Genomic DNA, 25,855 nt, shown 5'->3' with positions numbered 1-25,855 from the left:
CCCCCCCCCCCACCACATGGGATGCGCCCTAGGCGTTATAACCATCGAAACTACCGGCAGGACCCCAGCCGAGTGAGATCTTGAAGCCCTACCGGGGGCCTCGAATCATCCGCCAGCTTAGAGGCTGGCGAAGTCCAGAACCATACGGCCGGTAATCTTACCTGCCGCCATTTCCTCGAAGACAGCCGGTGCCTCGTCAACCTCACGAAGCTGAACCACCGGAACCACGATACCGTCAGCACCGAACTGGAACGCCTCCGCCAGATCCTGACGGGTGCCCACCAGGGAGCCCACCACGCGGATGCCATCCAGAATAATCTTCACAATGGACAGCTCCATCATCTCCGAGGGCAGACCAACAGCCACCACGGAACCGCCCGCACGAACCGACTCAACAGCCTGGTTGAATGCAACCTTCGATACCGCGGTCACCACAGCAGCGTGAGCGCCACCGCCGGTCAGCTCGCGAATAAGAGCCGGAACGTCCTCAACCTCACGACCGTTGATGACGTGGTCAGCGCCGGTCTCACGAGCCAGAGCCAGCTTGTCGTCGTTAATGTCAACAGCGATAACCTTGGCGCCAAAAACCTTCTTAGCGTACTGAACAGCCAGGTTACCCAGACCACCAGCACCGTAAGCAACCAGCCACTCACCGGGGCGAACCAGCGACTCCTTGATCGCCTTGTAGGTGGTCACACCAGCGCAGGTAATGGAGCTTGCCTGTGCCGGGTCAAGGCCCTCGGGAACCTTCACGGCGTAATCAGCGGTCACCAGGGTGTACTCGCTCATGCCGCCATCAACCGAGTAGCCTGCGTTCTTCACCGAACGGCACAGGGTCTCACGGCCCGAGGTGCAGTACTCACAGTGGCCGCAGCCCTCGAAGAACCAAGCCACCGACACTCGGTCGCCTTCCTTCAGGGACTCAACACCCTCACCGACCTTGACGACACGACCGATGCCCTCGTGGCCCAGAATACGACCCGGAACCTCGCCAAAATCACCGGAAGCCACGTGCAGGTCAGTGTGGCACACGCCGGAGTACTCAATCTTCACGAGCGCCTGGCCGTGACCGACAGCCGGAACGGGAACCTCACGGACAACAACCGAACCGTCAACCTTCTCAGGGACAACAACAGCCTTCATGGTTTCCTTGCACATGACCTAAACTCCTTAGTTATTGGTGGCCGTGCTCAAGCCGCAATCTGCAATCTGCGCTGTGCAACCTAGCGGGGTGAGCGCGCGTTTTCTTTACATTTCCACCGTAAAATGATGAGCCGCCAATCTAAAGGACCTTCCCCGAATATGACAGAGGGGTTAGATAGAGGCGTTCTCACGAGCAAGGATGATCTTTCGATAAGGTCTATTCCGACCAATGCGCTAAACCGCCAAAGGTTGATATGACGCTATGACGAAACAACACAGAAGATGAGAATGCCTCCCAAAAAAGCGGTTTGGGAGGCACTCAGAAAAAATTTAAATATTAAGTTTGAGGCGCATACCACCCTAAAGAAAGGGTTCAATCTACACCTATACGATTCCTACAGGCACATAGGAACTCTTAGCCGATGAGATTTAGCTGCCTAGAAGCAGAAAGCAACCTCAATATAGCCAGCGCCGCGCTCACCCGGACCATTCGGAGCGTTCAACGCCCACCCCAGATCCATGATGCGCACCGTAGAATCCATGAACGTACCGCCGCCAGCGCCACCGCCAGCCAGCTGCACCGAACCCACCGCATAGCGGGCACGAGCCGAATCGTTATTCCACTTCTGCGACACCACACGAGCCGAAACGCTCAACGCAGCACCGGAGCCGCCGCCGCCATAACCGGCGCCACCGCCTCCAGAAACCACCGACTGGTAGCCGTTAAACAGCTCGCCAGCATTCGACGGGCGGTTATCAGCACCCTCCGGAGTCTGATCCCACTGGTACGAATAGCTCGCCACACCATCAGCGCCCTTCGCGCGGAAACCGCTCGCACCCGCCGCACCGGCAGTCGCAGTGCTCACCAGCTTCTGGGTGGAAGTGCTCGAAAAACCAATCACCGGACCATCAGCAGTCGGCGGGTTCAGCTTCTCGCCGCCAGCACCACCCACACCACCGGCGGCACCCGAACCCGGGTTCACCGTCAGAATCGGATTAGACTGCGCCTCATACGAGGTGAAACCAACAAAACCGGGCGAACCGTCGCCATCACCCGAACCAGCGCCACCACCGGTACTGAACTGGTGCTCACCACCGGAACTATCAAGCGAATAGTGCGCGGTCGGGCGCACAGCACCCGCATTCGCGGGGTTCGGCAGAACCGTCGCATACGACGCCAGAACACCAGCACCGCCGCCGCCACCGGCAACAATCATCGGCACGCCATCCACCTCAATAGCGGACGAACCACCGCCGGACGCCGAATACAGCACGGCACTCATGCCACCGCGACCGGTCACACCGCCAGAAATGCGGGTCAAATCATTGATCGCAGAAACAACATTCGCGGGAACCGGCGAAGAAGCCTTCGAGGAGCCGCCCACACCGTAGCCGTCGCCGCCCTCAGCGGGCTTCAGCTCACCATTACCGATACCGCCCGAACCGGCAGTCAAAGTAATAGTCTGGCCGCCGCGCACAGCCATAGAACCCTCCACCATGGCACCGGAACCGGCATCAGCCACAGTGTAGTTCGTGCCGCCAGCACCGCCCACAGCGGTAAAACGCATACGCTTAGCACCCGCAGGAACCGTCAGCACGGCAACCTTCTTCACGCCGTCACCGGCAGTGACCATCGTCGAATCCTCGTAAGGTCCGGTGCACTCGCCTTCCTCATCAGAAGCCGCATAAGCGGGAATCACCGAAGAAGCCACAACAACCGGAGCAGCCCACGCCGCACCAGCCACCAGACGGCGGCGCGACAGGGCGGAATTCAGGGGGCGAGAAGAAACAGACTGCTCAGTCTCGGAAGAATCAGCCTGGAAAGAAAAAGAGCTCACAATAAGTCCTGTGTTTCTGGAAGAGTGTTTGAGCCAAAACAAGGGGTGCCTCGCGCACATCCCGCCGGAATACGGCGTAAGAAATGATGCGTAAACTGAACCGGGTGAGTTAGTCCGGTCAGCACGGGTGCGCACCCGAGTGATTTGAGTCGGTGAATACGGTCATGCGGCAGCCTCGCAGAAGCCGCCCGTGAACACCCAACGCACAAGGAAAATCAGCAGAAAAAACCCACCACGCAAAATGCGCAGGATGAATCAGCCGCTTGAAAGAAGTCCAGAAGTTGAGTGGACACAACCTAATCATTATGCCTTCTCTCCCGCCTAAATCCATAACATTCGCCGCTATCTGCAGGGCGTGGCGCAAAGATGACGGCATCAAGCCAGGAGGCGGTGCACCCGTACGTGAGCGCAGCTACAGGTGAGGCACAGCTACAGGTACAGCAAACCCGCCGTGCGGAGTGCGCCTCCACACGGCGGGTTCAACCAAGATGAAATTTAGACGAAAGCTAGGAGCCCTTCGTCGAAGACTCAGGAGAGTCAGAATCCTCGGCGGGCTCTGCCTTCTCGGGTGCATTCTCCCCAGCGTCCTCTGCGGACTCATCTGCGGCAGGCTTCGGAGCGAACTCCGCAGGAGTCGGCTCAATACCCGCAGCAGCCTTCGCCGCAGCACGACGACCAGCCACCACAAAACCAGCAGCACCCAGCAGAACCAGCAGCAGAGCAGTCCACACGTGAATACGAACGCCCCAGAGCATCTCCGACGTATCAATACGCAAGAACATCTCAATGAAGAGGCGACCCACACCGTAGTAGAACACGTACAGCCACAGAGTCTGACCCAGCTTCAGCACGCCCTTACGGCCCAGCCACAGCAGCAACGCCACACCCAGCAGGTTCCACAGCGACTCGTACAAGAACGTCGGATGGAACAGCGTACCCGCCGGATACTGCGACGGGAAATTACCGCTCGACGCGCTAATCTCCAAGCCCCACGGCAGAGTCGTCGGTTTGCCGAACAGCTCCTGGTTGAACCAGTTACCCCAGCGGCCAAACGCCTGAGCCAGCAGAATACCCGGCGCTACCGCATCTGCAAAAGCCGGGAAATTCATCCCGTAGCGGCGGCAACCGTACCAGGCGCCCAACGCACCAACCGACACGGCACCCATAATGCCGATGCCGCCCTCCCAAATCTTCAGGAAAGCCCACGGATCAGCAACATTCGGACCGAAATAGCTACCCGGGTCAGTAATCAGCACGTGGTAGGCGCGGGCACCAATAATGCCCGCCGGAATAGCCCACATCGCCACGTCAAAAACGCGTTCAGGGGTACCACCCGCCGCCTTCCAACGGCGAGCGCCCAGCCACAAGCACACCGCCATGCCCGCAAGAATACACAGGGCATAGAAATGCACACGGAACGGGCCCAGCTGCAGGTACGAAATGTTCGGGGAGGGAATCGAAGCCAGCACGTTAGCTACCGGCACGCTCGCCAGCGACAGCACATCAGACATTAGCCTTCACGCCCCGCCAGCTCACGGGTCAGCTTAGCCACCGCCTCAACACCGCCAGAAGCCAAAGCCTTCACCAGCGCGGTACCGACAATCACACCATCCGCATAAGCGCCAATCTCCTCAACGTGGGCACGGGTCGAAACACCCAGACCCACGCACGCACGAGGCGCACCGGCAGCCTTAATGTCCGCAACCAGGGTGCGAGCCGCCTCCGACACGGAGGTGCGGGCACCGGTCACGCCCATCACCGACACAGCGTACACGAAGCCGCTCGACGCCTTCGCAATAGTCGCCAGACGCTCCGGCGACGAAGACAGAGCAGCCAAGAAAATACGATCCAGACCGTACTCGTCAGAAGCCTCAAACCACGACGATGCCTCATCAGGCACCAGGTCCGGGGTAATCATGCCCGCGCCGCCGGCAGCCGCCAAATCACGCGCAAAATTCTTCACACCGTACGCCAGAACCGGGTTCCAGTACGTCATCACGACAACCACTGCGTCAGTCGCCTCGGTAATACGGCGGACCGCCTCAAACAGCTGAGGAAGCTTGAAACCGTTCTCCAACGCCACGCCGGTAGCCTTCTGAATCACCGGACCATCCATGACCGGATCAGAATAAGGCACGCCCAGCTCAATAATGTCCGCGCCGTTATTGCCCAGAGCAATCGCTGCGTCAATCGACTCATCCAGAGTCGGGAAGCCCACCGGCAGGTAGCCGATCAGCGCCGCACGGCCCTGCTTCTCGCACTCAGCCAGACGAGCCGCCAGAGGCGACTGCGCATTCGGAGCGGGGAAAGAACCATCCAGCACCGTAAAAGGTGCCGCCTGAGAAATAGCGTCCTGGTAGCTCATTACTTAGCCTCACTTTCAGCCTGTGCATTCTGTGCAGCGGATGCGGCAGCTTCCTTATTACCGGTCATCAGGGTCGAGGACGGAATCGCCTTACCCAGGCCGAACCACTTCAGCGCGGTCTCCATGTCCTTATCACCGCGGCCCGACAGGCACACAATCATGGTCTTCTCGCGTGCCGCCTCCGGGTCCTCAGCAGCCCAACGCTGGCACACGCGCAACGCGCCCGCCAGAGCGTGCGAGGACTCAATCGCCGGGATAATGCCCTCGGTGCGGCAGAGCAGACGCAGAGCGTCCATCGCCTCGGTGTCAGTCACCGGCTCATAGGTCACGCGACCAATATCGGACAGGTAGGAGTGCTCAGGACCCACACCCGGGTAATCCAGACCAGCAGAAATCGAGTGGGACTCAATGGTCTGGCCGTCCTCATCCTGCATCAGGTAGGTCATCGCGCCGTGCAGCATGCCCGGGCGGCCCAGAGTAATGGTCGCCGCGTGACGGCCGGTCTCCACGCCGTCGCCGCCAGCCTCAAAACCGTAAATCTCAACCGACGCATCGTCCAAGAACGCGTGGAACAGACCAATCGCGTTCGAACCGCCACCCACACAGGCGGCAATACCATCGGGCAGGCGGCCAGTCTCAGCCAGAATCTGCTCGCGCGCCTCCGAACCAATAGCGTCGTGGAAGAAACGCACCATCGCCGGGAACGGGTGCGCACCCGCAGCGGTACCCAGCAGGTAGTGGGTGTTCTCAACGTTCGCAACCCAGTCGCGCAGCGCCTCATTAATGGCGTCCTTGAGGGTGCGGGAACCGTTCTGAACCGCAATCACCTTCGCGCCCAGCAGCTGCATACGAGCCACGTTCAGCGACTGACGCTCAGTGTCTTCCTCACCCATGTAGACCACGCACTCCATGCCGAAGAGCGCAGCCGCGGTCGCAGTCGCAACACCGTGCTGACCCGCACCGGTCTCAGCGATCAGACGGGTCTTGCCCATACGCTTAGCCAGCAGAGCCTGACCAATCACGTTATTAATCTTGTGGCTACCCGTGTGGTTCAGGTCCTCACGCTTGAGGAACACACGCGCACCAGCATGCTCAGAGAACTTCGGAACCTCAGTCAGCAGCGACGGACGGTTCGAATACTCGGCAGAAAGACGCTGGAACTCGGCAATGAACTCGGGGTCGTTCTTCGCCTCGTTGAAGGTTGCCTCCAGCTCATCCATGGCGGCAATCAGCGACTCGGGCATCCACCGCCCGCCGTACTCACCAAAATAGGGACCGGGGGCATTCTTCAACGACTCGCCGTTGAGGAAAGCATCTGCCAGGTTCTCGCTCATCACTATTCCTTCCCTGGATGGTTGCCGCCGGATGCGCACCGCGGGTAGGGCGGGGCATCAGGCCTGATCACAGCGAAACACCACGCCAACCGCGAATAGGTGGGCGGTGTTCGCACATATCCCCCTATAGTACCCGGGCGCAGGCGGTGACCTGTACCCCGGAGTGCACATGACCATTCCTAGGACATGTGACGTTCGCCGGGGTGGGTGCGCCCGCGGGTATGGGCGGCTCGCATGGGGAGGTTTAAACGCTGGGAATGTGCGGCGAGGCAGGGTCGCGCAGGTTGAGGGGCGCACCGCAGGGTCTGGCAAGCGCGGCGGGCTACAGCAGCTCGCGCAACTCCTCCATCTGCTGAGAAAGCACCGTCGACACGCCACCGCGCATCGACACCCCGTACAGGGTCTCCGCAATCTGCATCGTGCGCTTCTGATGCGTAATCACAATCAGCTGCGAACGCTCCCCCAACTCACCAATCACCTGCAACAGGCGCGAGAGGTTGCGGTCATCCAGCGCCGCCTCAACCTCATCGAGGGCGTAGAACGGCGAAGGGCGAGACATATAAATCGCAATCAACAGCGCCAGCGAAGCGAGCGAACGCTCACCGCCAGACAGCAGCGACAGGCGCTTAACCTTCTTACCCGCCGGGCGCGCGTGAATCTCCACACCCGAATTCAGCGGATCGGACGGGTCGTCCAGCTCCAGGTGGCCCTCGCCTCCCGGGAACAGGGTCTCAAAGATGCGGCGGTAGTGGGTGTTAATGTCCTCCATCGCGGCGGTGAACACCTCCGCAATGTGGCTGCTGACCTCATTCATGACCGTGTTCAGGTCGCGGCGGGTCGCCTTCAAATCCTCAATCTGCTGGTTCAGGTAGGCGTGGCGTTCGGACAGCGCCTCGTACTCCTCCAGCGCCAGCGGGTTAATGGCGCCCAGCGCCTCCAGTTCGGCACGGGTTGCCTTGAGGCGAGTGCGCACGCTCTCGGTGGAGGCTTCGGTAGTCTCTGATGCCGTTTCGATAGCAGTATTCTCGGAAGCGGCGTTTTCGGAAGCCTCCTCTGCGGGCACGTCAACCGGCAGCTGCTCGGAGTACTCCTCCTCCAGCTGCTCCAGGGTCAAACCGGTCACCAGGCGGGCACGCTCAGCCAGCGCCTGCACGCGCTCCTGCACGCGCGCCGCCTCCGTCTGGGTGCGGGCTAGCAGGGTCAGCGCCGCCGCGTGCGCCGCCTGCAAATCCTGCACCTCATCATTGGTGCTGGTCAGGCCATCCTGGGCGTTCTTCAAAGCGGTGTTCAGCTCGTGTAGCTGCTGCTCACGCTCGCTCACCTGCTCGGCAAGCACCTCGCCCAGACGCTGGGCGCGGCGCTCAATTGTCGCCGCGGGAGCCTGCTCCTCCGTGCCCGCAAGGTAGAAATCCTCGCGGGTGCGCGCCGATTCGTAGGCGGTGCGTGCTTCGGCTACGGATTCTTCCGCGGCGGTGAGGCGCTCGTTCAGGCGGGCGCGCTCATTCTGAATATTCTGCGCGGAGGCTTCCAGGGACTCCGCCTGGGCGCGGGCGCGGGCATGCTCGGCGCTCGCCACGCCCGCCGCCTTTGCAGCCTCGCGTTCTGCTTCGACCGCCGATTCTGCCGCGGTCTGAGCCTGCTGAACAGCATGTTCGGCTTCGTCCAGTTCGGCGCGGGTGCGGGTCACGACCTGGGCTGCGGCGCGGTATGCGGCGGCAAGTTCCAGGGGGCTGGCGCCCTCAGCCGGGTAGAGCAGGCTGTAGCGGGTGTGCTCGGTGCCTGCGGGGTCAAAAATACGCCACATAGTGCGCTGACCTGCGAGGGGATTCTCTGCGAGCAGGTGCAGGGCTTGCTCTGCGGAGGCGGCATCCGGCGCGAACAGCACACCCGCCAGGCGCTCACCCAGCGCCGCGGTGACGCGCGCCAGGGCGTGCTCGTCGATGCCGGCGAGCGCGGCGGCGTCCTCGCTGAGCGGTTCAATCATCTCGGTTGCGGGGCGGATACCCAGCTCGCGCAGCTCGGCGGCGCAGGATTCTGGCAGGGTGGTTTCAGGCAGTTCTGTTGAAAGTTCCTTCGCGGCAGATTCGCTGCTTTCATCACCCTTATCACCGCGCAGCTGCGATACCTCGGCGCCCTCAGCCGGCACGCTCAACGCCGCGGTTGCCAGCGAGGTCAGCGCAGCAGACGCCGCACGCGCATACTCGGGGTCAATCTGCACGGCATCCAGCACACGCAGCAGGCTCGCACCCTCGCTCGAAGAATCCATGAGCTCGCCAGTCTCGGGATCGAACACCGCCTCAGCAGATTCAGCGTCCAGTTCGGCGGGTGCTTCACCCAGGCTCTGGCCCAGCGCCTCACGCAGGGTTGCGGCACGCTCAGCCGCCGCCGCGTAGGCGCGGGTCGCCTCCACCGCAGCGGTGCGGGCGGCATCCAGCTGGGCCTGCGCGCGGGCACGAGACTGCGCCGCCTCACCCGAGGCGCGCTCAGTCTGCGCCACCTCGGACGCCGCCTTCTCAACGTTCTTCAGCGCCGCATCGTAGCGCTCCTCAAAGCTGGCGTAGCTTTCCACCGCGCGCTCTGCCTCTTCGCGGCGTTCCTCCAGCAGTTCCAGGGCGCGTTCGTATCCGGCGCGGGCGGCGGCGGTCGCCTCGGTCAGCTCCACACGGTAGGTGCGCACGCGCTCGGCGGCGATGGACTGCACGGTGCGCACGCGCGCGGCGGACTCGCGCAGGGTCGACACAGCCTTCTGGCAAGCGGTGACCTCGGCGTTCAGGCGATTCTGCTCCTGCTGATGCTTCGCGGACGCTGCACGCGCCGCCTCCAGCTGTTCTTTCAGGGTTTCGGCGCGGCGGGTGCCTTCCGCCTCGGAGGCGAGAGCCTGCGCCTGCTCAGCCTGCAGAACACCTAGCTGACGGGTCAAAAGCACCGCCTCCAGCTGGCGGATGCGCGCCTGCAGCTGGCGTGCAGTCGCGGCGGATTCTGCCTGCTCGCTCAGCGGCAGCAGCTGCGAATCCAGCTCGGCAACCAGGTCGCTCAGGCGGGTAACGTTCGTTGCCACAGACTCCAGCTTGCGGCTGGTCTTCTCCTGGCGGCGGCGGTACTTGACCACGCCCGCCGCCTGCTCGATCATGTCGCGGCGCTGCTGCGCGGTGGCGTGCAGGACCGCATCCAGCTGACCCTGGCCGACGAGCACGTGCATCTGCTGACCCAGACCCGCCTCCGAGAGCAGGTCCTGAATGTCGGCAAGGCGCGCCGGGGAGCCGTTAATCTCGTACTCGCTGCCGCCGGAACGGAACATGGTGCGCGAAATCTGCACCCGATCAGCAGGAATGCTGAGGATGCCGTCAGAATTATCGAAAGTCAGGGTGACCTTGGCGCGGCCCAGGGGCGCACGCTGGGCGCCGTCGCCCGAACCAGCCTCGCCGGAGCCCGCGAAGATAACGTCCTTCATGCTGCCGCCGCGCAGGCTCTTAGCGCCCTGCTCGCCCATAACCCAGGCGAGCGCATCCAGCACATTGGACTTGCCGGAGCCGTTGGGTCCAACCACCGCGTTAATGCCGGGGGTGAACTCAAAAGTGGTGGCGGAGGCGAAAGACTTGAACCCGCGCAGGGTCAGCGACATCAGGTGCACAAGGGGCCTTTCTGCAGAAGAACTGGTGTGTGCCGGGCACGTTTTGTGGTGCGTGGCGGCATCCCTCTAGTGTACGCGGTGCGGCGGGCGGGCGGCGTGAACGTGCACGAGGTGAAGGGGGTTCAAAGTTCCTCATTGTGCATCATCTTACGCGCGGGGTGAACGGGCGCGTTCATATTGGGTCTACGGATACGGGTTCGCCCGGTCGGTGCGGTAGATTGGAATGAGCATCACGAATTCTGCGGGGCCGCTGTTCGCATCCCCGCGTTTTTCTATGTATCCCACTGACTTCTATTTTCAAGGGCCACACCATTGATGAATGCATCCGCCGATAAGGTCGGCACGAACTCTGACATTCGCCACGCTAATGCAGCTCTGCTGTCTATTACCCATGAGCTGCCTCCGGAGGTCGTCACGAGCGACTACTTCGATGAGCAGCTGGCCCAAACCTATAAGCGTCTGCGCATGCCGAAGGGTCTGCTGGAGCGTCTAGCCGGTATTAGCACTCGCCGCGGTTGGGCTGAGGGCCAGACCTTCGAGGACGGCGTGGTTGCCGCAGCCGAGAAGGCTATCGAGCAGGCGGGTATTGACCGTTCCCAGATTGGCCTGCTGATTAACGCTTCGGTGACTCGCGATAACTTTGAGCCCGCCGTTTCGGTGGGTGTGCACGACCGCCTGGAACTACCGCGTCACGCCCTGAACTTCGATATTACGAATGCCTGCCTGGGCTTTGTGAACGCGATGACTGTCGCCTCCACCATGATTGATGCGGGCGCTATCGACTACGCCCTGATTGTCGCTGGCGAGGACCCCTCCCCGTGGCACCGTACCGCGGTGCGCATCCTGAACAACCCCGAATCGACCCGCGAGGATGTGCTGGCTCAGTTCGCGACCCTGACCCTCGGTTCGGGTGCGGCGGCGGCTGTGATTGGTCGCGCTGACCGCCACCCGGAGGGCCACCGCATCGTCGGTTCGGTGTCCCGCGCGGGCACTGAGCACCGTAACCTGTGCATCGGTGGCGAGGCGGATCAGGGCATGAACACTGACGCCGAGGGCCTGCTCAAGCACGGCCTGGAGCTGGTGGCGCAGGCGTGGGAGCAGGCGCATCAGGACGGCTGGGAGTGGAACGATATGACCTCCTACGTGACCCATCAGATTTCTAACGCCCACACGAACGCCATTATCGAGGCGGTCGGTATTGAGCGTGAGCGCATCCCCTTGACCTTCCCGAAGTGGGGCAATGTGGCTGCGGCGGCTCTGCCGATGACTCTCGCCGAGTGCGCGCCGACCTACACGGAGGGCGACCGTATTCTGTGCATGGGTGTGGGTTCTGGCCTGAACACTGCCCTGCTTGAGATTCAGTGGTAACCCGGTAGCCAGCAACCTTTAGCCGGTAACCCGTTAGCTTTTGCGGTAGACATTCACCGATTCGATCCGGAAGGATTCCCCCAGCATGCGCCATTTGAACTTCCCTAAGGCTCAGCCCCCGTATAACCCGGAGGAATGGGCGGGCGTGAACCCGCGCTACTCCCACCTTCTGGAGGTGCCCACCTCCGCCCCCATTGAGCAGCGGGCGCAGCAGGCTGGCGCGCGCCGCTGGCACTACCTGGATAACCTTCCAGTGCTGGTCGAGCAGGGTTTGGAGCCGATTGGCACGATTCTGTGCGTGCACGGTAACCCGACTTGGTCGTACCTGTGGCGTACCGTACTGGATGCGGGCGTGAATGAGCGCGCCCCGTGGCGTGTGGTTGCGGTTGACCAGATTGATATGGGTTATTCGGAGCGCACCCACCTGGATTTAGAGGGTGAGCGCCGCTCCCTGACCGACCGTATCGCTGACCTGGGTGATTTCACGAAGGCACTCGGCCTGGATGAGACCGATAAGCCGCTCGTGACTCTCGCCCATGACTGGGGTGGGCTGGTGTCCTTTGGGTGGGCGCTGGAGCATCGTGAGATTCTTTCGGGCGTGATGCTGACGAACACCGCGGTCTACCATGACGGCATTGAAAATATCCCTGCCGCCCTACGCCTGGCGTTGGGTGTGCACGAGTGGGGTACTCACGATTCGACCGCGTTTATTGATGTGACCTTGGGTTTGGCTCAGAATGAGGGCCGCCTGCCCGCGCCGGGTTCTGCCGGTGCCGGGGCGCTTGATGGTGCCCTGCCGCAGCCGGTGGGTCAGCAGCCCAAGCGCCTGTACCCGAGCCCTCTGAACGAGGCGATTTACCGTACGTACCGTGCGCCGTACGCTCATTCGGCGTGGCGTGAGGGTGTGCGTAATTTTGTGGGCGATATTCCGACCGGCACCGACATTCCTTCCTATACGCCGATGCAGCGTATTGCCGAGCAGATCCGTGACCTGGACGTGCCCGCGTTCTTCCAGTGGGGCACGAAGGACCCGGTGTTCCAGCGCCGCTACCTGTTCGACCTGATGGAGCGCATGCCGCAGGCGAAGGTGCACCGCTACGAGAAGGCCTCGCACCTGGTCATTGAGGATTACGACATTGCCTCCCCCATGATTTCGTGGCTTGCACAGACTTTCGGCACACTGGAGGATGGTGTGCTGGTTCCGGCGCGTAATGCGGAGGCGGAGCATCGTGCCGCCCGCGCGCGCCGCCACGGCCTGACTACCGGCGAGGGCACTGCCGCGGAGGGTACTGAAGGCGCTGAGGGCGCTGTTCCTGCGGCGTTCCGCCCCATGCTCGCTGCCCTGGCTGAACGCGCCAACGACGCCTCCACCGCCGTGGTGGATATGGACCCCAAGGGTGACGGCACCTCCGTTTCTGTGACCCTGACCTGGGCTGAGCTGAACCAGCAGGTCAACGCCGCCGCGACCCGTCTGCACGCCCTGGGTGTGCGTCCGGGCGACCGTGTGAACCTGATGGTGCCTCCGGGTGCCCGCCTGACCACCCTGATTTACGCCTGCATGAAGCTGGGCGCGGTCATTGTGGTGGCTGATACCGGTCTGGGTATTCCGGGTCTGACTCGCGCGTTGAAGGGCGCTAACCCGAGATTCCTGGTGGGTATTCCCGCCGCGCTCAGTGCCGCCCGTACCCTGCTGTGGCCGGGTGTGCGTATTTCTGTGGAGCCGCTGGGTTCGGTGCAGGAGAAGCTGTTGGGTGTTGCCGGTTCGGTGTTTACCGCGCCCGCCGCTGACGGTACTCCGGGTGCGCCGGTACCCACCCCGACCGTGGTGGAGTTCCCCTCCCCCGTGCCGGATGCTGATGCGGCGGTGCTGTACACCTCCGGTTCGACCGGCCCGGCTAAGGGTGTGGTGTACACGCAGCGTCAGCTGGCGGGTATGCGCGACGCCATTGCGAATACGTACGGTTTTGCGCCCGGTAGCGGCCTGGTAGCTGGCTTCGCGCCGTTTGCGCTGTTGGGCCCGGCGCTGGGTGCTACCAGCGTGACCCCGACGATGGATGTGACCCGCCCGAAGACTCTGACGGCTTCGGCATTGGCATCGGCTGCGGCGGCTATTGATGCGTCGGTCGTGTTTGCTTCCCCCGCCGCCCTGGTGAATGTGGTGGCGACCGCCGATGAGCTGAACGCTGAGCAGCGTGCAGCGTTGGCTAAGGTTCAGACCGTGCTGAGTGCTGGCGCGCCGATTCCCGTGCCGCTGCTGGAGGCGCTCTCCGCCCTGGTGCCGAACGCCTCCCTGCACACCCCGTACGGCATGACCGAGGGTCTGCCGGTGACCGATGTGTCTTTCGAGATGATTCGCCAGGCAATTGCTGAGGGCACCCCGAATGCTGCCGGTGAGGTGCTTGACCCGTTCGCCCGTGACGGCGTGTGCGTTGGTTTCGCGGTGTACGGTGCGGCGGTGGCCATTGCGCCGCTGTTGCAGGACGGTTCGGTGGCGGATGAGCTGACCCATGAGCCGGGTGTGACCGGTGAGATTCTGGTGTCGGCACCGCATGTGAAGGACCGCTACGATACCCTGTGGGTGACTGAGGAGCAGTCCATTAGCACTCCGGGTTGGCATCATACCGGTGACGTCGGACACCTGGACACTTCGGGTCGCCTGTGGGTTGAGGGTCGCCTCGCGCACGTGCTACTGACTTCGCAGGGCGTGCTGACCCCGGTTGCGGCTGAGCAGTCCGCCGAGTCGCTACCCGAGGTTCGCCGCGCCGCCCTGGTGGCGGTGGGCCCTGCAGGTACTGCGGCACCGGTGCTGGTCATTGAGGCATCCGCGAATACTGCTGCGTTGGAGGCGCGCCAGTCAGCATCGGGTCTCAAGCGTGCCCTGCTCAATCGCGTACCCGGCGCGCGCCGCTTCCCCATTGCGGAGGGTGTGGCACCCTTCGAGCTCTCGCAGCTGGTGCGTCAGAAGGTTGCCGATGATACCGGCGTGGAGCTTGCCGCGGTGCTGGTGGTGCACGAGCATCCGACCGATATTCGCCATAATTCGAAGATTGACCGCCCCGCTCTGGGTGAGTGGGCGTCGAAGGTCCTTGCGGGGGCGTAAGCGCCTGCCGGATCCCTATGCCTAAGGAGTATGATGTCCCCTCATTCTTCGCGTGAGTCCTCTTCCCACGAGCCCGCACCCCGCTTGTCTGTGTCCCACCTGTCTGGGCACCGCCTGTCGACTGCGCACGCGGTGACTTCCCCGACGGCGCGGTTCCGCAAGCCTGCGCAGCCGCTGGCGGCACGCTACACCGACCCCGCCCCGCGTTCGCTGCGCCCGGTTGAGGAGCCTGATTTTGCCCCGCGTATTGGCGAGCGCATCCTCTTTACCGGTGCGAGCGGCCTGCTGGGTCGTGAGAGCGTTCTGGCGTTGCTGCGTGCCGGCTATGATGTGCGCGTTTTTCAGCGCGGCGATTCGGGTATTGCGGCGCTTCTGCCCGATTCGATTCGCCCGCGTTTTGAGCAGGTGCGCGGCGATATTACGAACACGCAGGCTGTGGATCTGGCGATGACCGGCGTGAACGGCGTGGTGCATGCCGCGGCGAAGGTTTCGGTCAGCGGCGAGTGGGCTGATTATGAGCGCATCAACATTGAGGGCACCCGCACCCTGTTGCAGGCGGCGCTGAATCACTCAGTGGGTTCGTTCCTGTATATTTCGTCGCCGTCGGTGGCTCATGCCGGTGCGGCGATTGTGGGTGATGGTGCCGGCGTGGCATCCCCGGAGCACGCGCGCGGTAACTATGCGCGTTCGAAGGCTGCCGCTGAGCTTCTGGCGCTGGAGGCGAACGGCACTGCTCTGCCCGGTGGCGGAGTTTTGCGCGTGGGTGCGTTGCGTCCCCACCTGATGTGGGGTCCGGGCGATACCCAGCTGGTCGAGCGTATTCTGGAGCGTTCCGCCGCGGGCCGTCTGCCGCTGCTCTCTGGCGGTACGGGCCTGATTGACACGCTCTACATTGATAACGCCGCGGATGCCGTGGTGCGCGGCTATCAGCGCCTCGACGCTTTTGCGGGCCGGGCGCTGGTGGTGACGAACGGTCAGCCGCGCACTATCGCTGAGCTACTGGGCGGTTTCTGTGAGGCGGTGGGCGTTCCCGCCCCGCGTTTCTCGGTTCCGGCGAAGGTTGCGGCTCTGGCAGGTAAGGTCATTGAGCGCGTGTGGGAGCGTCTGCCGAAGAACGTGACTGCCGGTGATGAGCCGCCGATGACGGAGTTCCTCGCCGAGCAGCTGTCGACCGCACACTGGTTTGATCAGCGCCGCACCCGTGAGCTTCTGCAGTGGGAGCCCGCCGTGTCGATTGAGGAAGGTTACGAGCGTCTGGGCTTGTTCTACGGGGACAGGTACAGCCGCTAAGCGCTTCTTGTCGGGGTGGCTTTCGGGTTGACTCCCTCGCCCCCCGGTATATACAATTGAGGTTTAAACGAATGACGGCGTAGCTACATCCCCCATCTGGGAGGAACGTAGCTACGCCGTCATTCGCATATCTAGCGTGAGCCTTTATCTAGCGAGAACGTGGCGCCCGCTGGCAGTGCGGGCAACGATAGGACGAACGGTTCTGGAACGGTTCGCGCACCATCAGGGAGGTGCGGCCCGCCTCCGCGCAACGGTGGCAGGGCTCCCCGGCACGACCGTAAGCGTTCAGCGAGCGCTCAAAGTAGCCAGACTCGCCCAGCACGTTCACGTACAGGGCGTCGAAGCTCGTGCCGCCAGCCGCCAGGGACTCGTGCAGCACCTGGGTGACCGCCTCCAGCAGTTCGCGGGTTTGAGCGGCGCTAAGGGTGCGTGCGGGCTTCGCGTAGTGCAACCGCGCACGCCACAGCGCCTCGTCGGCGTAGATATTGCCCACGCCGGAGATGACCGACTGGTCCAGTAGCACCTTCTTAATGCCGCTGGAGGTGCGCAGGAACTTGCGGCGCACCGCTGCGGGGTCGAAGAACTCATCCAGCGGGTCGCGGGCAATGTGCTTGACCGCTTCCGGTACCAGAAAACGCTCCGCTACTTCACCCGCCGCTGCTTTATTTGTTGCAACCGCCGCGGGTACGTCCGGTACCAGCGGGCTGAGGAACATGCCGCCGAAAATGCGCTGGTCCACGAAGAGCAAGCGCTGCCTGGTGCTTGCCCGGTTGGTGCTCACCGCGCCGCTGGTAGCTCCCACCGGTCCTAGTTCGAGCGCCACGCGCAGGTGCCGCGGCTGCTCATCAAAGGCCGCGCGAGCCTCCGAATCATTACCCGAGTCGCTGCCGGAATCTCCGCCTGATTCGCCGTCCACATTGCCGCCCGGCTCATCGCGCACGAGCAGCTGACCGCTCATACCCAGATGCACCACGAGCGCCTCCTCGGCAAGCGTGCCGTCCGCCTCGCTCAGGGTCAGCCACAGGTACTTGCCGCGGCGGTAGGCACCGCGCAGCGCCCTGCCGGTCAGTGCCGCCTCAAAGTGGGCGGGACCGGGCAGGTACCTGCGCAGCGAACGGGCATCGACCACGCGCACCGCCCGCACGGGCCGACCCAACGAATGGTCGGCTAGACCTGCGCGAACGGTTTCCACCTCGGGTAGTTCGGGCATGGTTCCCTCCAATCAGCGGGGCTGCAGAATCAAGAGCCCGCAGAGCTAACAGACCTGCAGGATGATTGAAAGAGCCTAAACCAGAACGCGGTACGCCTGCTCAGCGGCAAGGCGCTCCGCCTCCTTCTTGCTCGGACCCACACCGGTACCGGCCTGCTGGTTCGCCACAATAGCGACCGCAGTGTACACGCGCGCGTGGTCGGGGCCCTCGCCGGTCACCTCGTAGCGCACGTCTCCCCAACCGCGGGCGGTGGCGAGGTTCAGCAGCTCGGTCTTCCAGTCACGTCCAGAGTTCAGGACCTTCTCATCGTCGAGCAGCGGCGCAATCAGGCGCAGAACCAGGTCACGAGCCGCCTCGCGACCGCACTCCAGGTAGGTCAGGCCAAAAATCGCTTCCATGGTGTCGGCAAGGATCGAGTCCTTATCGGCGCCGCCGGTGTGAATCTCGCCCTTACCGAGCAGGATGTACCTGCCCAGATCCAGATCGCGTGCCACCTTCGCCAACGCCACCGTAGACACCACCACGTGGTGCAGCTTCACGAGCTCACCCTCGGGCAGGTCGGGGTAGCGTCGGTACACTTCTTCAGCGATCGCCAGGGAAAGCACCGAATCGCCCAGGAACTCCAGGCGCTCATTATGCTCCGCCCCGGGGTTCTCGAAGGCGTAGGAGCGGTGGGTTAGGGATAGCAAAAACGTCTCGGCGTCGATATCGACTCCGAGACGTTTACGCAACTCCCTAGTATCAACACTAGGAAATTCAGTCATAAGGATTCACCGCTTCTTAGGCGTCTGCAACCTTACGGCCCTTGTACTCCAGGAACAGGGCGTTGCCTGCAGCGTCGGTTACAACCTTTGCCTGGTGGGGCAGGCTGTAGGTCACGCGACCGTTTTCAACGGTCTTAACCAGCTGGGGCACGGATGCCTTCCACTGGGAACGGCGTGCGCGGGTGTTAGCGCGGGACATCTTGCGCTTGGGAACAGCCACAGCTATCTCACAATCTCTAGTAACAACAATTTAGTTTTCGGTATCTGCACCGAGCAGGCCCTGTAGGGCCGACCAGCGCGAATCCAACACCTCGTGATGATGCCCGGGGTCATCCTCCAGGCGCGCACCGCAATCGGCGCACAGACCCTGGCAGGTGTCCCTACAAACAGGCTGGAACGGCAGTTGAAGGATTACTGCGTCCCGCAGAGCCGGTTCAAGGTCGATGGAATCATCCTCAACGGCGTACTGCTCATCTACTTCGTCTTCGGGGCCGCCAGCCGGGGCCTTCTCAAAGACGAAAAGCTCTTGAATATTGGCCGACATCTCGTAATCAATCGGATCCAAGCAGAGGCTACACTCGCCGTGTACATCCACAACGACGGAGCCGGTAACTAGGATACCATCAACAACAGACTCCATACGAATATCGAGGTCAATATCCGAACCCTCTTCCACGCCGATGAGCGTGTTACCCAGGTCTGCCGGTGCGGGCAGAACCTCAGTGAGAGTTTCCATGGTGCCGGGGCGGTGAATCAGGTTAGTGACTGATACAACCAGCGGCGATGCGTCTGCACGTGAAATGGCGTTTCTCCTTACGAAATGTATAAACCAAAGTCCCATTTTAGGGGTCATTCGCACCGTTAATCAAGATTAAGCGCCTTTTAAATCTCTTTAAGTGGCGCTCACCTCTTAAATATCCCCTTAAGGAGGCACCGCGCGGCGCTTAATCGGTCGGTCAGGGGTACTACGGGACTACTACTGGAAGGGTTTAATCGCCCGGTCGGCGGTGCGAGTTATTCTGCCGGGCCCTGCCGGTGGGCATGTCGGGCGTGTTGGATGGGTGTGCATCCGGGTTGCCCGGGTTGCTTAGGCGTTTTTCTAGGCGCTCTTCAGGGCGCGGGCGACCGCCTCCGGCACGAAGGGAGTCACGTCACCACCCAGCGACGCCACCTCACGAATAATCGTGGACGACACCGCACCATAGCGGTCCTCACCCGCCAAGAACACCGTCTCAACCTGCGCCAGGTGGCGGTTCATGCTCGCCATCGGAGCCTCATAGCTGTAGTCCGTCGCCGAACGCAGACCCTTCACCAGCACCTTCGCGCCACGCTCTGCCGCGTACTCGGCAAGCAGCACACCCGGCGGAATCGGCTCCACGCTCACGCCCTCAATGCCGAGCTCCTCCAGAGACTCACGCACCAGCTGCACACGCTCCTCCAGAGAGAAACGGTACTTCTTGGAACTATTGTGCGCCACGCCCACGATCACCTCGTCAAAGAGCTGAGCGGCGCGGGCAATGATTTCCAGGTGGCCGTGGTGCACGGGGTCAAAAGATCCGGGGCAGAGGGCAATCATGGCGGTCCCTTCACTAATAAATATCAGATGTTGGAATGAATAGAAGCGGGCGAATTTAGGATGCGGATTAGTGGCATGCGGACGAGCGCAGGCTGAGGCGGCAAGATTAGGCGGCGAGCTCTTCAGCGTCCTCGCCGGATTCGTCGCCCGCCTGCTCCTCCACCTCGTCAGGCTCCACATAGTAGAGAACCGTCTCGCCGTGCTGACGGGTCGAAAAACAGTACAGGCCCTCGCCCCACACAGGCTCCGGGTCGCGCGAAGAACGCTCCACCACGACCACGGCACCCTCGGCAAGCTTGGGGGTGAGCGCCTCCAGCAGCTCGCTGACCTGCTCATTCGGCATGGCGTAGGGCGGGTCAACAAACACCAGGTCCCACGGACCGGAGACGGACTTCACGTAGGTCAGCGCCTGAGACTGCTGCACGCGTGCTGCAGAACCGGTAGCGCTACGGCCCATCGCTTTCTCCACCGCGGCAACGTTCTTGCGAATCACCGCAACAGCCTTCGGGTAGGTGTCCAGCAGAGTCACGGAGGCCGCACCGCGCGAGAGCGCCTCGCAACCGAGTGCACCCGAACCGCCAAAGGCGTCCAGCACGCGGGCGCCACGAATAATGTCGTAGCTCTCCAGCTTGGAGAAGAGGGATTCCTTCACCCGGTCGGTGGTGGGGCGAGTATTATCCCCCGGAACCGAAACAAGGCGAACGCCTCCGGCGGCACCGGAAATAATACGGCTCATAGGGTCTCTCCTCTTAACTAGTGCGGTGTGTTGAAGTCACGGTTTCAGTCGGTGGTGGGCAAGGCAGATTGGTGGGCAGGACTGGCAGAGCGTTCTGCCCCGTTGGGCGCTTATCCCCTGCCGAGGAACGCCTCACGGTCAGCGTCCAGGGCACGGTCAATCGTACGCGCCAAAGACGGATGCTTAGCCAGAGTCGGGTCCTTCTCCACCACCGAGCGGGCATCCTCGCGGGCACGCTCAATAATGTCAGCATCGGCGAGCGCCCGCAAGAAGCGCAGGGTGCTCTTCGAGCCCGATTGTGCAGCACCCAGAATATCACCCTCACGGCGCTGCGCCAGGTCGATGCGGGAGAGCTCAAAGCCGTCCGTGGTAGAGGCGACCGCATCCAGGCGCTCCCGGGACACGCCGCCCTCTTCCTGGCGGGTAACCAGCAGGCAGGTGCCCGCGTAGCCGCCTCGGCCCACACGACCGCGCAGCTGGTGCAGACCCGAGATGCCGAAGCGGTCGGCGTCCATGATGATCATGAGCGTGGCGTTCGGGACGTTCACGCCCACCTCAATGACGGTGGTGCTGATGAGCAGGTCAATTTCACCGCGCTCGAAAGCGGTCATGACGGCGGTCTTCTCTGCCGGGTCCATGCGGCCGTGCAGGGTGCCGATACGCACGCCGACGAGGGCGTCCTCAGCGCTCAGGTAGGAATACATTGAGGCGACCGAGGTCAGCTGAACCTTGCCGTCACTGCTCGCGTTACCGCCCTGACCGAAATAGCCCTGGGCTGAGCTGCCTGCGCCCGCACCGTTCAGGCTGGATGCGCCAAAGAATGCGGCGCCTTCCTCCAGGCTGTCGCCGTCCTCCCCGATTTTGGGTACGACAACATACACCTGGTGGCCCGCATCGATTTCTTCGCGGGCGCGCCTCCACAGCCGGGACGCCCAGGCGGGCTTCTCGGCAAGGGGCACCACGTGCGTTGAGATTTTCTGGCGGCCGACGGGCAGGGTGTCGAGCACGGACACATCCAGGTCACCGAACACGGTCATCGCGACGGTACGCGGAATGGGCGTTGCGGTCATGACCAGGCGGTGCGGCAGGGCGCCATCGGTGCCGCGCAGGCCGTCGCGCTGCTCCACGCCGAAACGGTGTTGCTCATCCACGACGACCAGACCCAAATCGTGGAAGCTCACCTCATCGGAAAGCAGGGCGTGGGTGCCAATCACAATCTGGGCGGTGCCGTCGGCGAGTTCCTGCAGTACCTTGCGCTTGGCGCGGGTACCCATGGAGGCGGTCAGCAGGCGCACACGCACACGGCCGGGCTCCCCCCCGCTCCCCGTGGGGATTCCCTCGGCAGAACCGGCGGCAGAATCATCAGCATCAGAGTCTTCGGGGGCCGCCATATCCCCCAGGATGTCCAGCACCGAACGCAAATGCTGCTCGGCAAGCACCTCGGTCGGGGCGAGCATCGCGGACTGGCCACCCGCATCGGCAACCTGCAGCATGGCGCGCAGAGCCACCACGGTCTTACCGGAACCCACATCACCTTGCAGCAGGCGGTTCATGGGCGATTCACTCGACAAATCGGCTGCAATCTCAGCGCCCACCTTCTGCTGCCCTTCGGTCAGCTCGTAGGGCAGAACCTCAAGCAGCCGATCGGCGAGGCCGCCCTCCACGGCGGGGCGCGGCTGGGTCAGGTCCGCGGCACGCACCGAATGCAGGCGGGCGAGAGCGCTCTGCAGCACGAACGCCTCGCGGTAACGCATCTGTGCCTGCGCGGCACGCCAGGTGTCCTCCGAGTCGGGGGTGTGCAGGGCGCGGTACGTCCACTCCAGCGAGGGCACCTTGCGGGCGCGACGAATCGTGTAGGGCACCGGGTCTTCGAGTTCTTTGAGCGGCACCTTTTCGAGCAGCTGCGCCATGTAGCCGCCAATGCGGTCGGTGGGCAGCTTCACGGGGGCGCGGTAGACGGGCACGGGGGCGGTGGCGGCGTCGGTGACGTCCGCGCCGGAGGCGTCCTTCGAGAGCAGGGCGTAGTGCGGGTTGGTGAGGGTGTATTCGCCGCGGTAGATGCCGACCCTGCCGGAGAACATCATGGTTTCACCCTCGCGGATTTCGCGGGCGGCGGTCCAGGCGTTGAAGAAGGAAAGCTTCATCTGCGAGCCGATGAGCTCACCGGGGTTCGTCATGCTGGGCGCGGGCACGCCAAAGAGGCCTCCCTGCGCGAAACTATCCTGCGCGAACGAATCTTGACCGTAGCTGTCTGCGTAGCCGCTGTAGGAGGCGGGCTGCGCTCCCCTGCCCTGTGCAGGGTTCTGAGCGGCGAGATTCTGGGCGCGGGGAATCTGGGCGGCTGGGTTCTGCGTGGAGTTAGCGAGCGCGTTAATGCGCGGGTTGTGCTTCCCGGTTGCCTGCCAGTTCTGCGCGGGCGCACCGGATACGATGGATGTGCTGGATGCGCCGGGGCGGTTAGCGCGCCCGTGCACCACGGATACAGGACCGTCAGCACCGAGGCCAGCGGCACCAAAACCGGCAGCCCCAAAACCTGCAGGTGCATCCTGCCCGGTGGCGTCGGAGAGCCTGTCGGTGATGGTCACTTCCGTGATTTTGCCGCGGCGCGCCGCCATAGTTCGGGTGCTCACGTGTACCACGCGGGCAATGATGGTGACGTCCTGACCCTCAACAAGTTCGGCGAAGGAGCTGAGCTCACCGCGCGGCAGGTATTTGCGCGGGAAGTATTCGAGCATCTCCCCGACGGTGTGCAGGTCCAGGTGCGTGGAGATTGCCTTGGCGGTGGACGCGGGCAGGTACTTTTTGAGCGGCGCATTTTCGATGCGGTCTTCGGAGGCGTAGCGCGCCAGGGCACGGCTCTTAGCCTCCGCGGCGGCTGATGCGGGCTTCTCAGCCGCAACCTTCGCAGTAGTTGCCTTCTTTGCGGAAGCTTTCGTCGGCGTGGTTTTCTGCGTAGCGTTTTTCGGCGCGGGGGTTTTCTGCGTAGCGGTCTTGGAGTCAGCTACCCTCTTCACCGAGGATTCGGATTCGGTTGCTTTCTTTGCGGGAGCAGTCTTCTTCGCTACAACCTTTTTAGGTGCAGTCTTTTTGGGTGCGGGCTTTTCAGCTTCCGCCTCGGGCTCGATCTTCTTCGGCGCATTCTTCTTCGGCGCAGGCTTCTGCTCGCCCTCTTCGCTTGCCTTCGTTGCCTTTTGCGGGCGCGCCGAAATATCCCGCGCGGCAGTTTCGCTCTCCTGCGGGCTCGGTTTGTTCTGAGTTAGTTCCTTCTGAGCAGGTGCCTTCTGAGTCGGCTTCTTCTGGGCTAGCTTCTTCCGGGCGGGTGCTTTCCGGGCAGGTTCCCCCGGCAGATGTGATTCCGACTGAGGAGATTCTGGCAGATGTGCTTCCGGCTGAGTAGCCTGCCGTGCCGCCAACGCAATATCGACCAGCTCGTAGAGAGCGTCGTCGGTCATGGTGTGCGCGGCGGGACCCAGCGAATGTTTGAGCGTCTTGAGCGCCTTACGATAAGGGGCGCTGGCACGCTGTGCCGCGCGTTCGCTCAGCTCGGCGCGGCTCACCTCGCCTCGGGCGTAGGCGGCAAGATCGCGCACGGTCAGCTCGGCGGTGGTGCGGAGCTGTTCATCGCTCAGTAGCGGTGCATCCTTTTTCCGCGGCTGGGCACGGGTCACAGAACCGGCTCGGGTCGCGGAATCAGCATGGGTCACAGAACCAGCGCGGGTAGGATCCACAACCGTTGAATCTACGGGCTCACCCTGCGCTGCCTCAGCTTTCGCGGGCTTAGTATTTGTCGGCTTAGCTTTGGCGGGAGCAGGCTCGGGAAGCCCCAGGTCCAGGGCTTCCTGCTGCGGGTTCACGGAACGTCGGGCGGGGCTCATGCGCCGCCCTCCGCACCGCACGCGTGGTCGGCGTGGTGACCGTCCGTCAGGGAGGAAATACGCTCATCCGACCACTGACCGTAGCCCATAATCAGCTTGCGGGCGGGGTCGATTTCGGGAACGTGCACGTGCAACGCCCAGAGTCCAGCCGCCATGTCCAGGGGCGTAATGAGCAGGCTGTCGCCCATGGCTTCAAGTTCGGGGCGTAGCTGCGCCAGGGCGAGGGGCTCGCAGGTCAGCGTACCCATGATCTCCCAGCCGCTCTGCCCCGCGTGTTCTGCGTGCCCACCTTCTGCGTGCTCGGCAAGTTCAGAGCCCGCCTGTTCAGAACCCACTCGTGCCGCCGAACCGGCTATAGAAGTCACACCGGCAGAGGGAGCACGCAGCATGGACTCCACCTGCGCCTCGCTCAGAGTTGCGCCCTCCCAGCGCGGGTTGGAGTGCACCACGGCAAGGTAGAAGCCGAGCGCGCCGGCATCCACGAAACCGGCAAGCTCGGGCGAGGGCGGGAATTGTGCGGTACGTTCCAGGGCGGCACGCATCAGCGCACGTCGACGCTCTTTCAGCGTCTCGTCAGTGGCTTCTGCGTCCTGCGATGCATCATAGTGTGCATCCAGGCGGGCGAGCTCCACCATGACCGACAACATCGTGGAGGGCACCATCTGCTCCCCCACGCTGGCTCGAATACGCTCAGCCGCGAACGCCATCGCGCGCGCCTCCGCGTGGGCGTACTCCAGCTTCACTTCGCGATGCTTCGGCTGGGAACCGCCAGCCAGCACACGCTCGTAGTCTGTCTCCAGGGCACGCACGAGCGGCAGCTCATCGGCTGCGTCGCCGAGCTCCCGAGCGAGGTTTCCGGGCAGGAACCAGTAACTACGCACCGCCTCCAGCGCCCAAGCGCAAAGCAGGGTACCCGAGTTGCCGCGTGCTACGCGGGATGCGCGCATAATCGCGTGCTCGTAGATTCCGCCCAGCTGAATCCACAGGTGGGCGAGGGTTTCCTCTTCGGAGGCGCCCGCCGCCTCGGGCACGCAGGCACCCTCTCCGCCGGGAATTTCGCCAGCGGGAAGAACCTCACTAGGCAGAACCTTACGGGGCAGAGCCTCACTGGGCAGAACCTGTTCCATGCCTCGCTCAAACTCTTCGGTCAGGGTCAGCAGGGTATGGGCGATATTGGAGCCGGTGTCCTTATCGGGCACGGGGAACCCATTGAGTTCGTTGAGCGCCTCGCGGTAGCGTTCGATGGTGGTGCGGGCGGCGGTGGACCACGCTACGCCGAAGCGGTAGGCGCGCACGCAGGCGCGGCGGTAAATCTCGCGTTCTTCGGTGCGCTGGTTCTGTTCTGCGTTCACGCTACCCTCCTCGTCGGTTTCGTCGGTTTTGTCAGTTTCGCTCGGTTCTCGGCTGATTTCTCAACTAGTTCTCGGCTGAGTTTGTGGCTAGTTCCCGACTGATTTCCCGGTGCCCGCGGTACGGGCGGAATCCAACCTATTTCGTACTTCTATTCTAGGTAATTTCGGTTAAATGTACGGTATTGCCCGTCGTCTATCCCGCGGGATGAAAGCCCAGAGGATGAAAGCACGGACTAAACATACAAACCGCACGCGCCTCGCGGCACTCGGTG

General features: G+C 63.0%; 17 protein-coding genes. 3 read left to right on the top strand and 14 right to left on the bottom strand.

Annotated elements, in window-relative coordinates:
• Positions 1–117: 117 nt before the first annotated feature.
• From adhP to HMPREF2779_RS08035, 6 genes are all read right to left on the bottom strand, one after another.
• Positions 118–1,158, bottom strand: a complete 1,041-nt coding sequence (adhP, locus tag HMPREF2779_RS08060) for an alcohol dehydrogenase AdhP (RefSeq protein ID WP_083311214.1) — start codon at positions 1,156–1,158, stop codon at positions 118–120.
• 422 nt (positions 1,159–1,580) lie between these two features.
• Positions 1,581–2,981, bottom strand: coding sequence for a phosphoenolpyruvate synthase (locus HMPREF2779_RS08055; protein WP_105361259.1), 1,401 nt, complete (start codon positions 2,979–2,981; stop codon positions 1,581–1,583).
• Positions 2,982–3,487: 506 nt separating this feature from the next.
• The gene (gene lgt / locus HMPREF2779_RS08050; protein ID WP_105361258.1) at positions 3,488–4,492 is read right to left on the bottom strand and encodes a prolipoprotein diacylglyceryl transferase; all 1,005 of its coding nucleotides are present in this window, start codon (positions 4,490–4,492) and stop codon (positions 3,488–3,490) included.
• Positions 4,492–5,346: a tryptophan synthase subunit alpha gene (trpA, locus tag HMPREF2779_RS08045; protein ID WP_105361257.1), complete on the bottom strand. Its 855-nt coding sequence runs from the start codon at positions 5,344–5,346 to the stop codon at positions 4,492–4,494. The genes lgt and trpA overlap by 1 nt, the downstream gene beginning before the upstream one ends.
• On the bottom strand, positions 5,346–6,680 hold the full coding sequence (gene trpB, locus HMPREF2779_RS08040; RefSeq protein ID WP_049337950.1) for a tryptophan synthase subunit beta: 1,335 nt from the start codon (positions 6,678–6,680) through the stop codon (positions 5,346–5,348). Before trpB ends, trpA begins: the two co-directional genes overlap by 1 nt.
• 322 nt (positions 6,681–7,002) lie before the next feature.
• Positions 7,003–10,302 carry a chromosome segregation SMC family protein gene (locus HMPREF2779_RS08035; RefSeq protein ID WP_105361317.1) on the bottom strand — a complete coding sequence of 1,100 codons (3,300 nt, stop codon included), beginning with the start codon at positions 10,300–10,302 and terminating at the stop codon, positions 7,003–7,005.
• A 324-nt stretch (positions 10,303–10,626) separates the two neighbouring features.
• On the opposite strand from HMPREF2779_RS08035, the gene HMPREF2779_RS08030 reads away from it, so the two are divergent.
• From HMPREF2779_RS08030 to HMPREF2779_RS08020, 3 genes are all read left to right on the top strand, one after another.
• On the top strand, positions 10,627–11,679 hold the full coding sequence (locus HMPREF2779_RS08030) for a 3-oxoacyl-ACP synthase III (RefSeq protein WP_105361256.1): 1,053 nt from the start codon (positions 10,627–10,629) through the stop codon (positions 11,677–11,679).
• 85 nt (positions 11,680–11,764) lie between these two features.
• Positions 11,765–14,779 (top strand): alpha/beta fold hydrolase, encoded by a 3,015-nt coding sequence (locus HMPREF2779_RS08025; RefSeq protein ID WP_105361255.1) that lies wholly within the window; start codon positions 11,765–11,767, stop codon positions 14,777–14,779.
• Between the two features lie 33 nt (positions 14,780–14,812).
• The gene (locus HMPREF2779_RS08020; RefSeq protein ID WP_105361254.1) at positions 14,813–16,069 is read left to right on the top strand and encodes an NAD-dependent epimerase/dehydratase family protein; all 1,257 of its coding nucleotides are present in this window, start codon (positions 14,813–14,815) and stop codon (positions 16,067–16,069) included.
• 148 nt (positions 16,070–16,217) lie between these two features.
• Here the strand turns inward: HMPREF2779_RS08020 and mutM are convergent, their stop codons facing one another.
• The 8 genes from mutM to HMPREF2779_RS07980 all read right to left on the bottom strand — a co-directional run bounded on the left by mutM (position 16,218) and on the right by HMPREF2779_RS07980 (position 25,583).
• Positions 16,218–17,279: a bifunctional DNA-formamidopyrimidine glycosylase/DNA-(apurinic or apyrimidinic site) lyase gene (gene mutM / locus HMPREF2779_RS08015; RefSeq protein ID WP_105361253.1), complete on the bottom strand. Its 1,062-nt coding sequence runs from the start codon at positions 17,277–17,279 to the stop codon at positions 16,218–16,220.
• 75 nt (positions 17,280–17,354) lie between these two features.
• Positions 17,355–18,044 (bottom strand): ribonuclease III, encoded by a 690-nt coding sequence (gene rnc, locus HMPREF2779_RS08010; protein ID WP_070686585.1) that lies wholly within the window; start codon positions 18,042–18,044, stop codon positions 17,355–17,357.
• 16 nt (positions 18,045–18,060) lie between these two features.
• The gene (rpmF, locus tag HMPREF2779_RS08005; RefSeq protein ID WP_005505656.1) at positions 18,061–18,264 is read right to left on the bottom strand and encodes a 50S ribosomal protein L32; all 204 of its coding nucleotides are present in this window, start codon (positions 18,262–18,264) and stop codon (positions 18,061–18,063) included.
• A gap of 30 nt (positions 18,265–18,294) precedes the next feature.
• Complete coding sequence (locus HMPREF2779_RS08000; RefSeq protein ID WP_105361252.1) at positions 18,295–18,903, bottom strand: YceD family protein; 609 nt, start codon at positions 18,901–18,903, stop codon at positions 18,295–18,297.
• Between the two features lie 240 nt (positions 18,904–19,143).
• Positions 19,144–19,620: a pantetheine-phosphate adenylyltransferase gene (gene coaD, locus HMPREF2779_RS07995; RefSeq protein WP_070686587.1), complete on the bottom strand. Its 477-nt coding sequence runs from the start codon at positions 19,618–19,620 to the stop codon at positions 19,144–19,146.
• Positions 19,621–19,726: 106 nt separating this feature from the next.
• A complete protein-coding gene (rsmD, locus tag HMPREF2779_RS07990; RefSeq protein WP_070686588.1) occupies positions 19,727–20,356 on the bottom strand; it encodes a 16S rRNA (guanine(966)-N(2))-methyltransferase RsmD in 630 nt (209 codons plus the stop codon).
• Between the two features lie 110 nt (positions 20,357–20,466).
• Entirely contained in the window at positions 20,467–24,231 is a 3,765-nt protein-coding gene (locus HMPREF2779_RS07985; RefSeq protein ID WP_105361251.1) for an ATP-dependent DNA helicase RecG, read from the bottom strand.
• Positions 24,228–25,583, bottom strand: coding sequence for a DAK2 domain-containing protein (locus HMPREF2779_RS07980; RefSeq protein ID WP_105361250.1), 1,356 nt, complete (start codon positions 25,581–25,583; stop codon positions 24,228–24,230). The genes HMPREF2779_RS07985 and HMPREF2779_RS07980 overlap by 4 nt, the downstream gene beginning before the upstream one ends.
• Positions 25,584–25,855: the final 272 nt, after the last annotated feature.

It is taken from the genome of Rothia sp. HMSC069C03, from assembly GCF_001811075.1.
GTDB lineage: Bacteria > Actinomycetota > Actinomycetes > Actinomycetales > Micrococcaceae > Rothia > Rothia mucilaginosa.
Note: the sequence above shows the minus strand (reverse complement) of the source record. Positions and strands in the feature narration are given on the sequence as shown.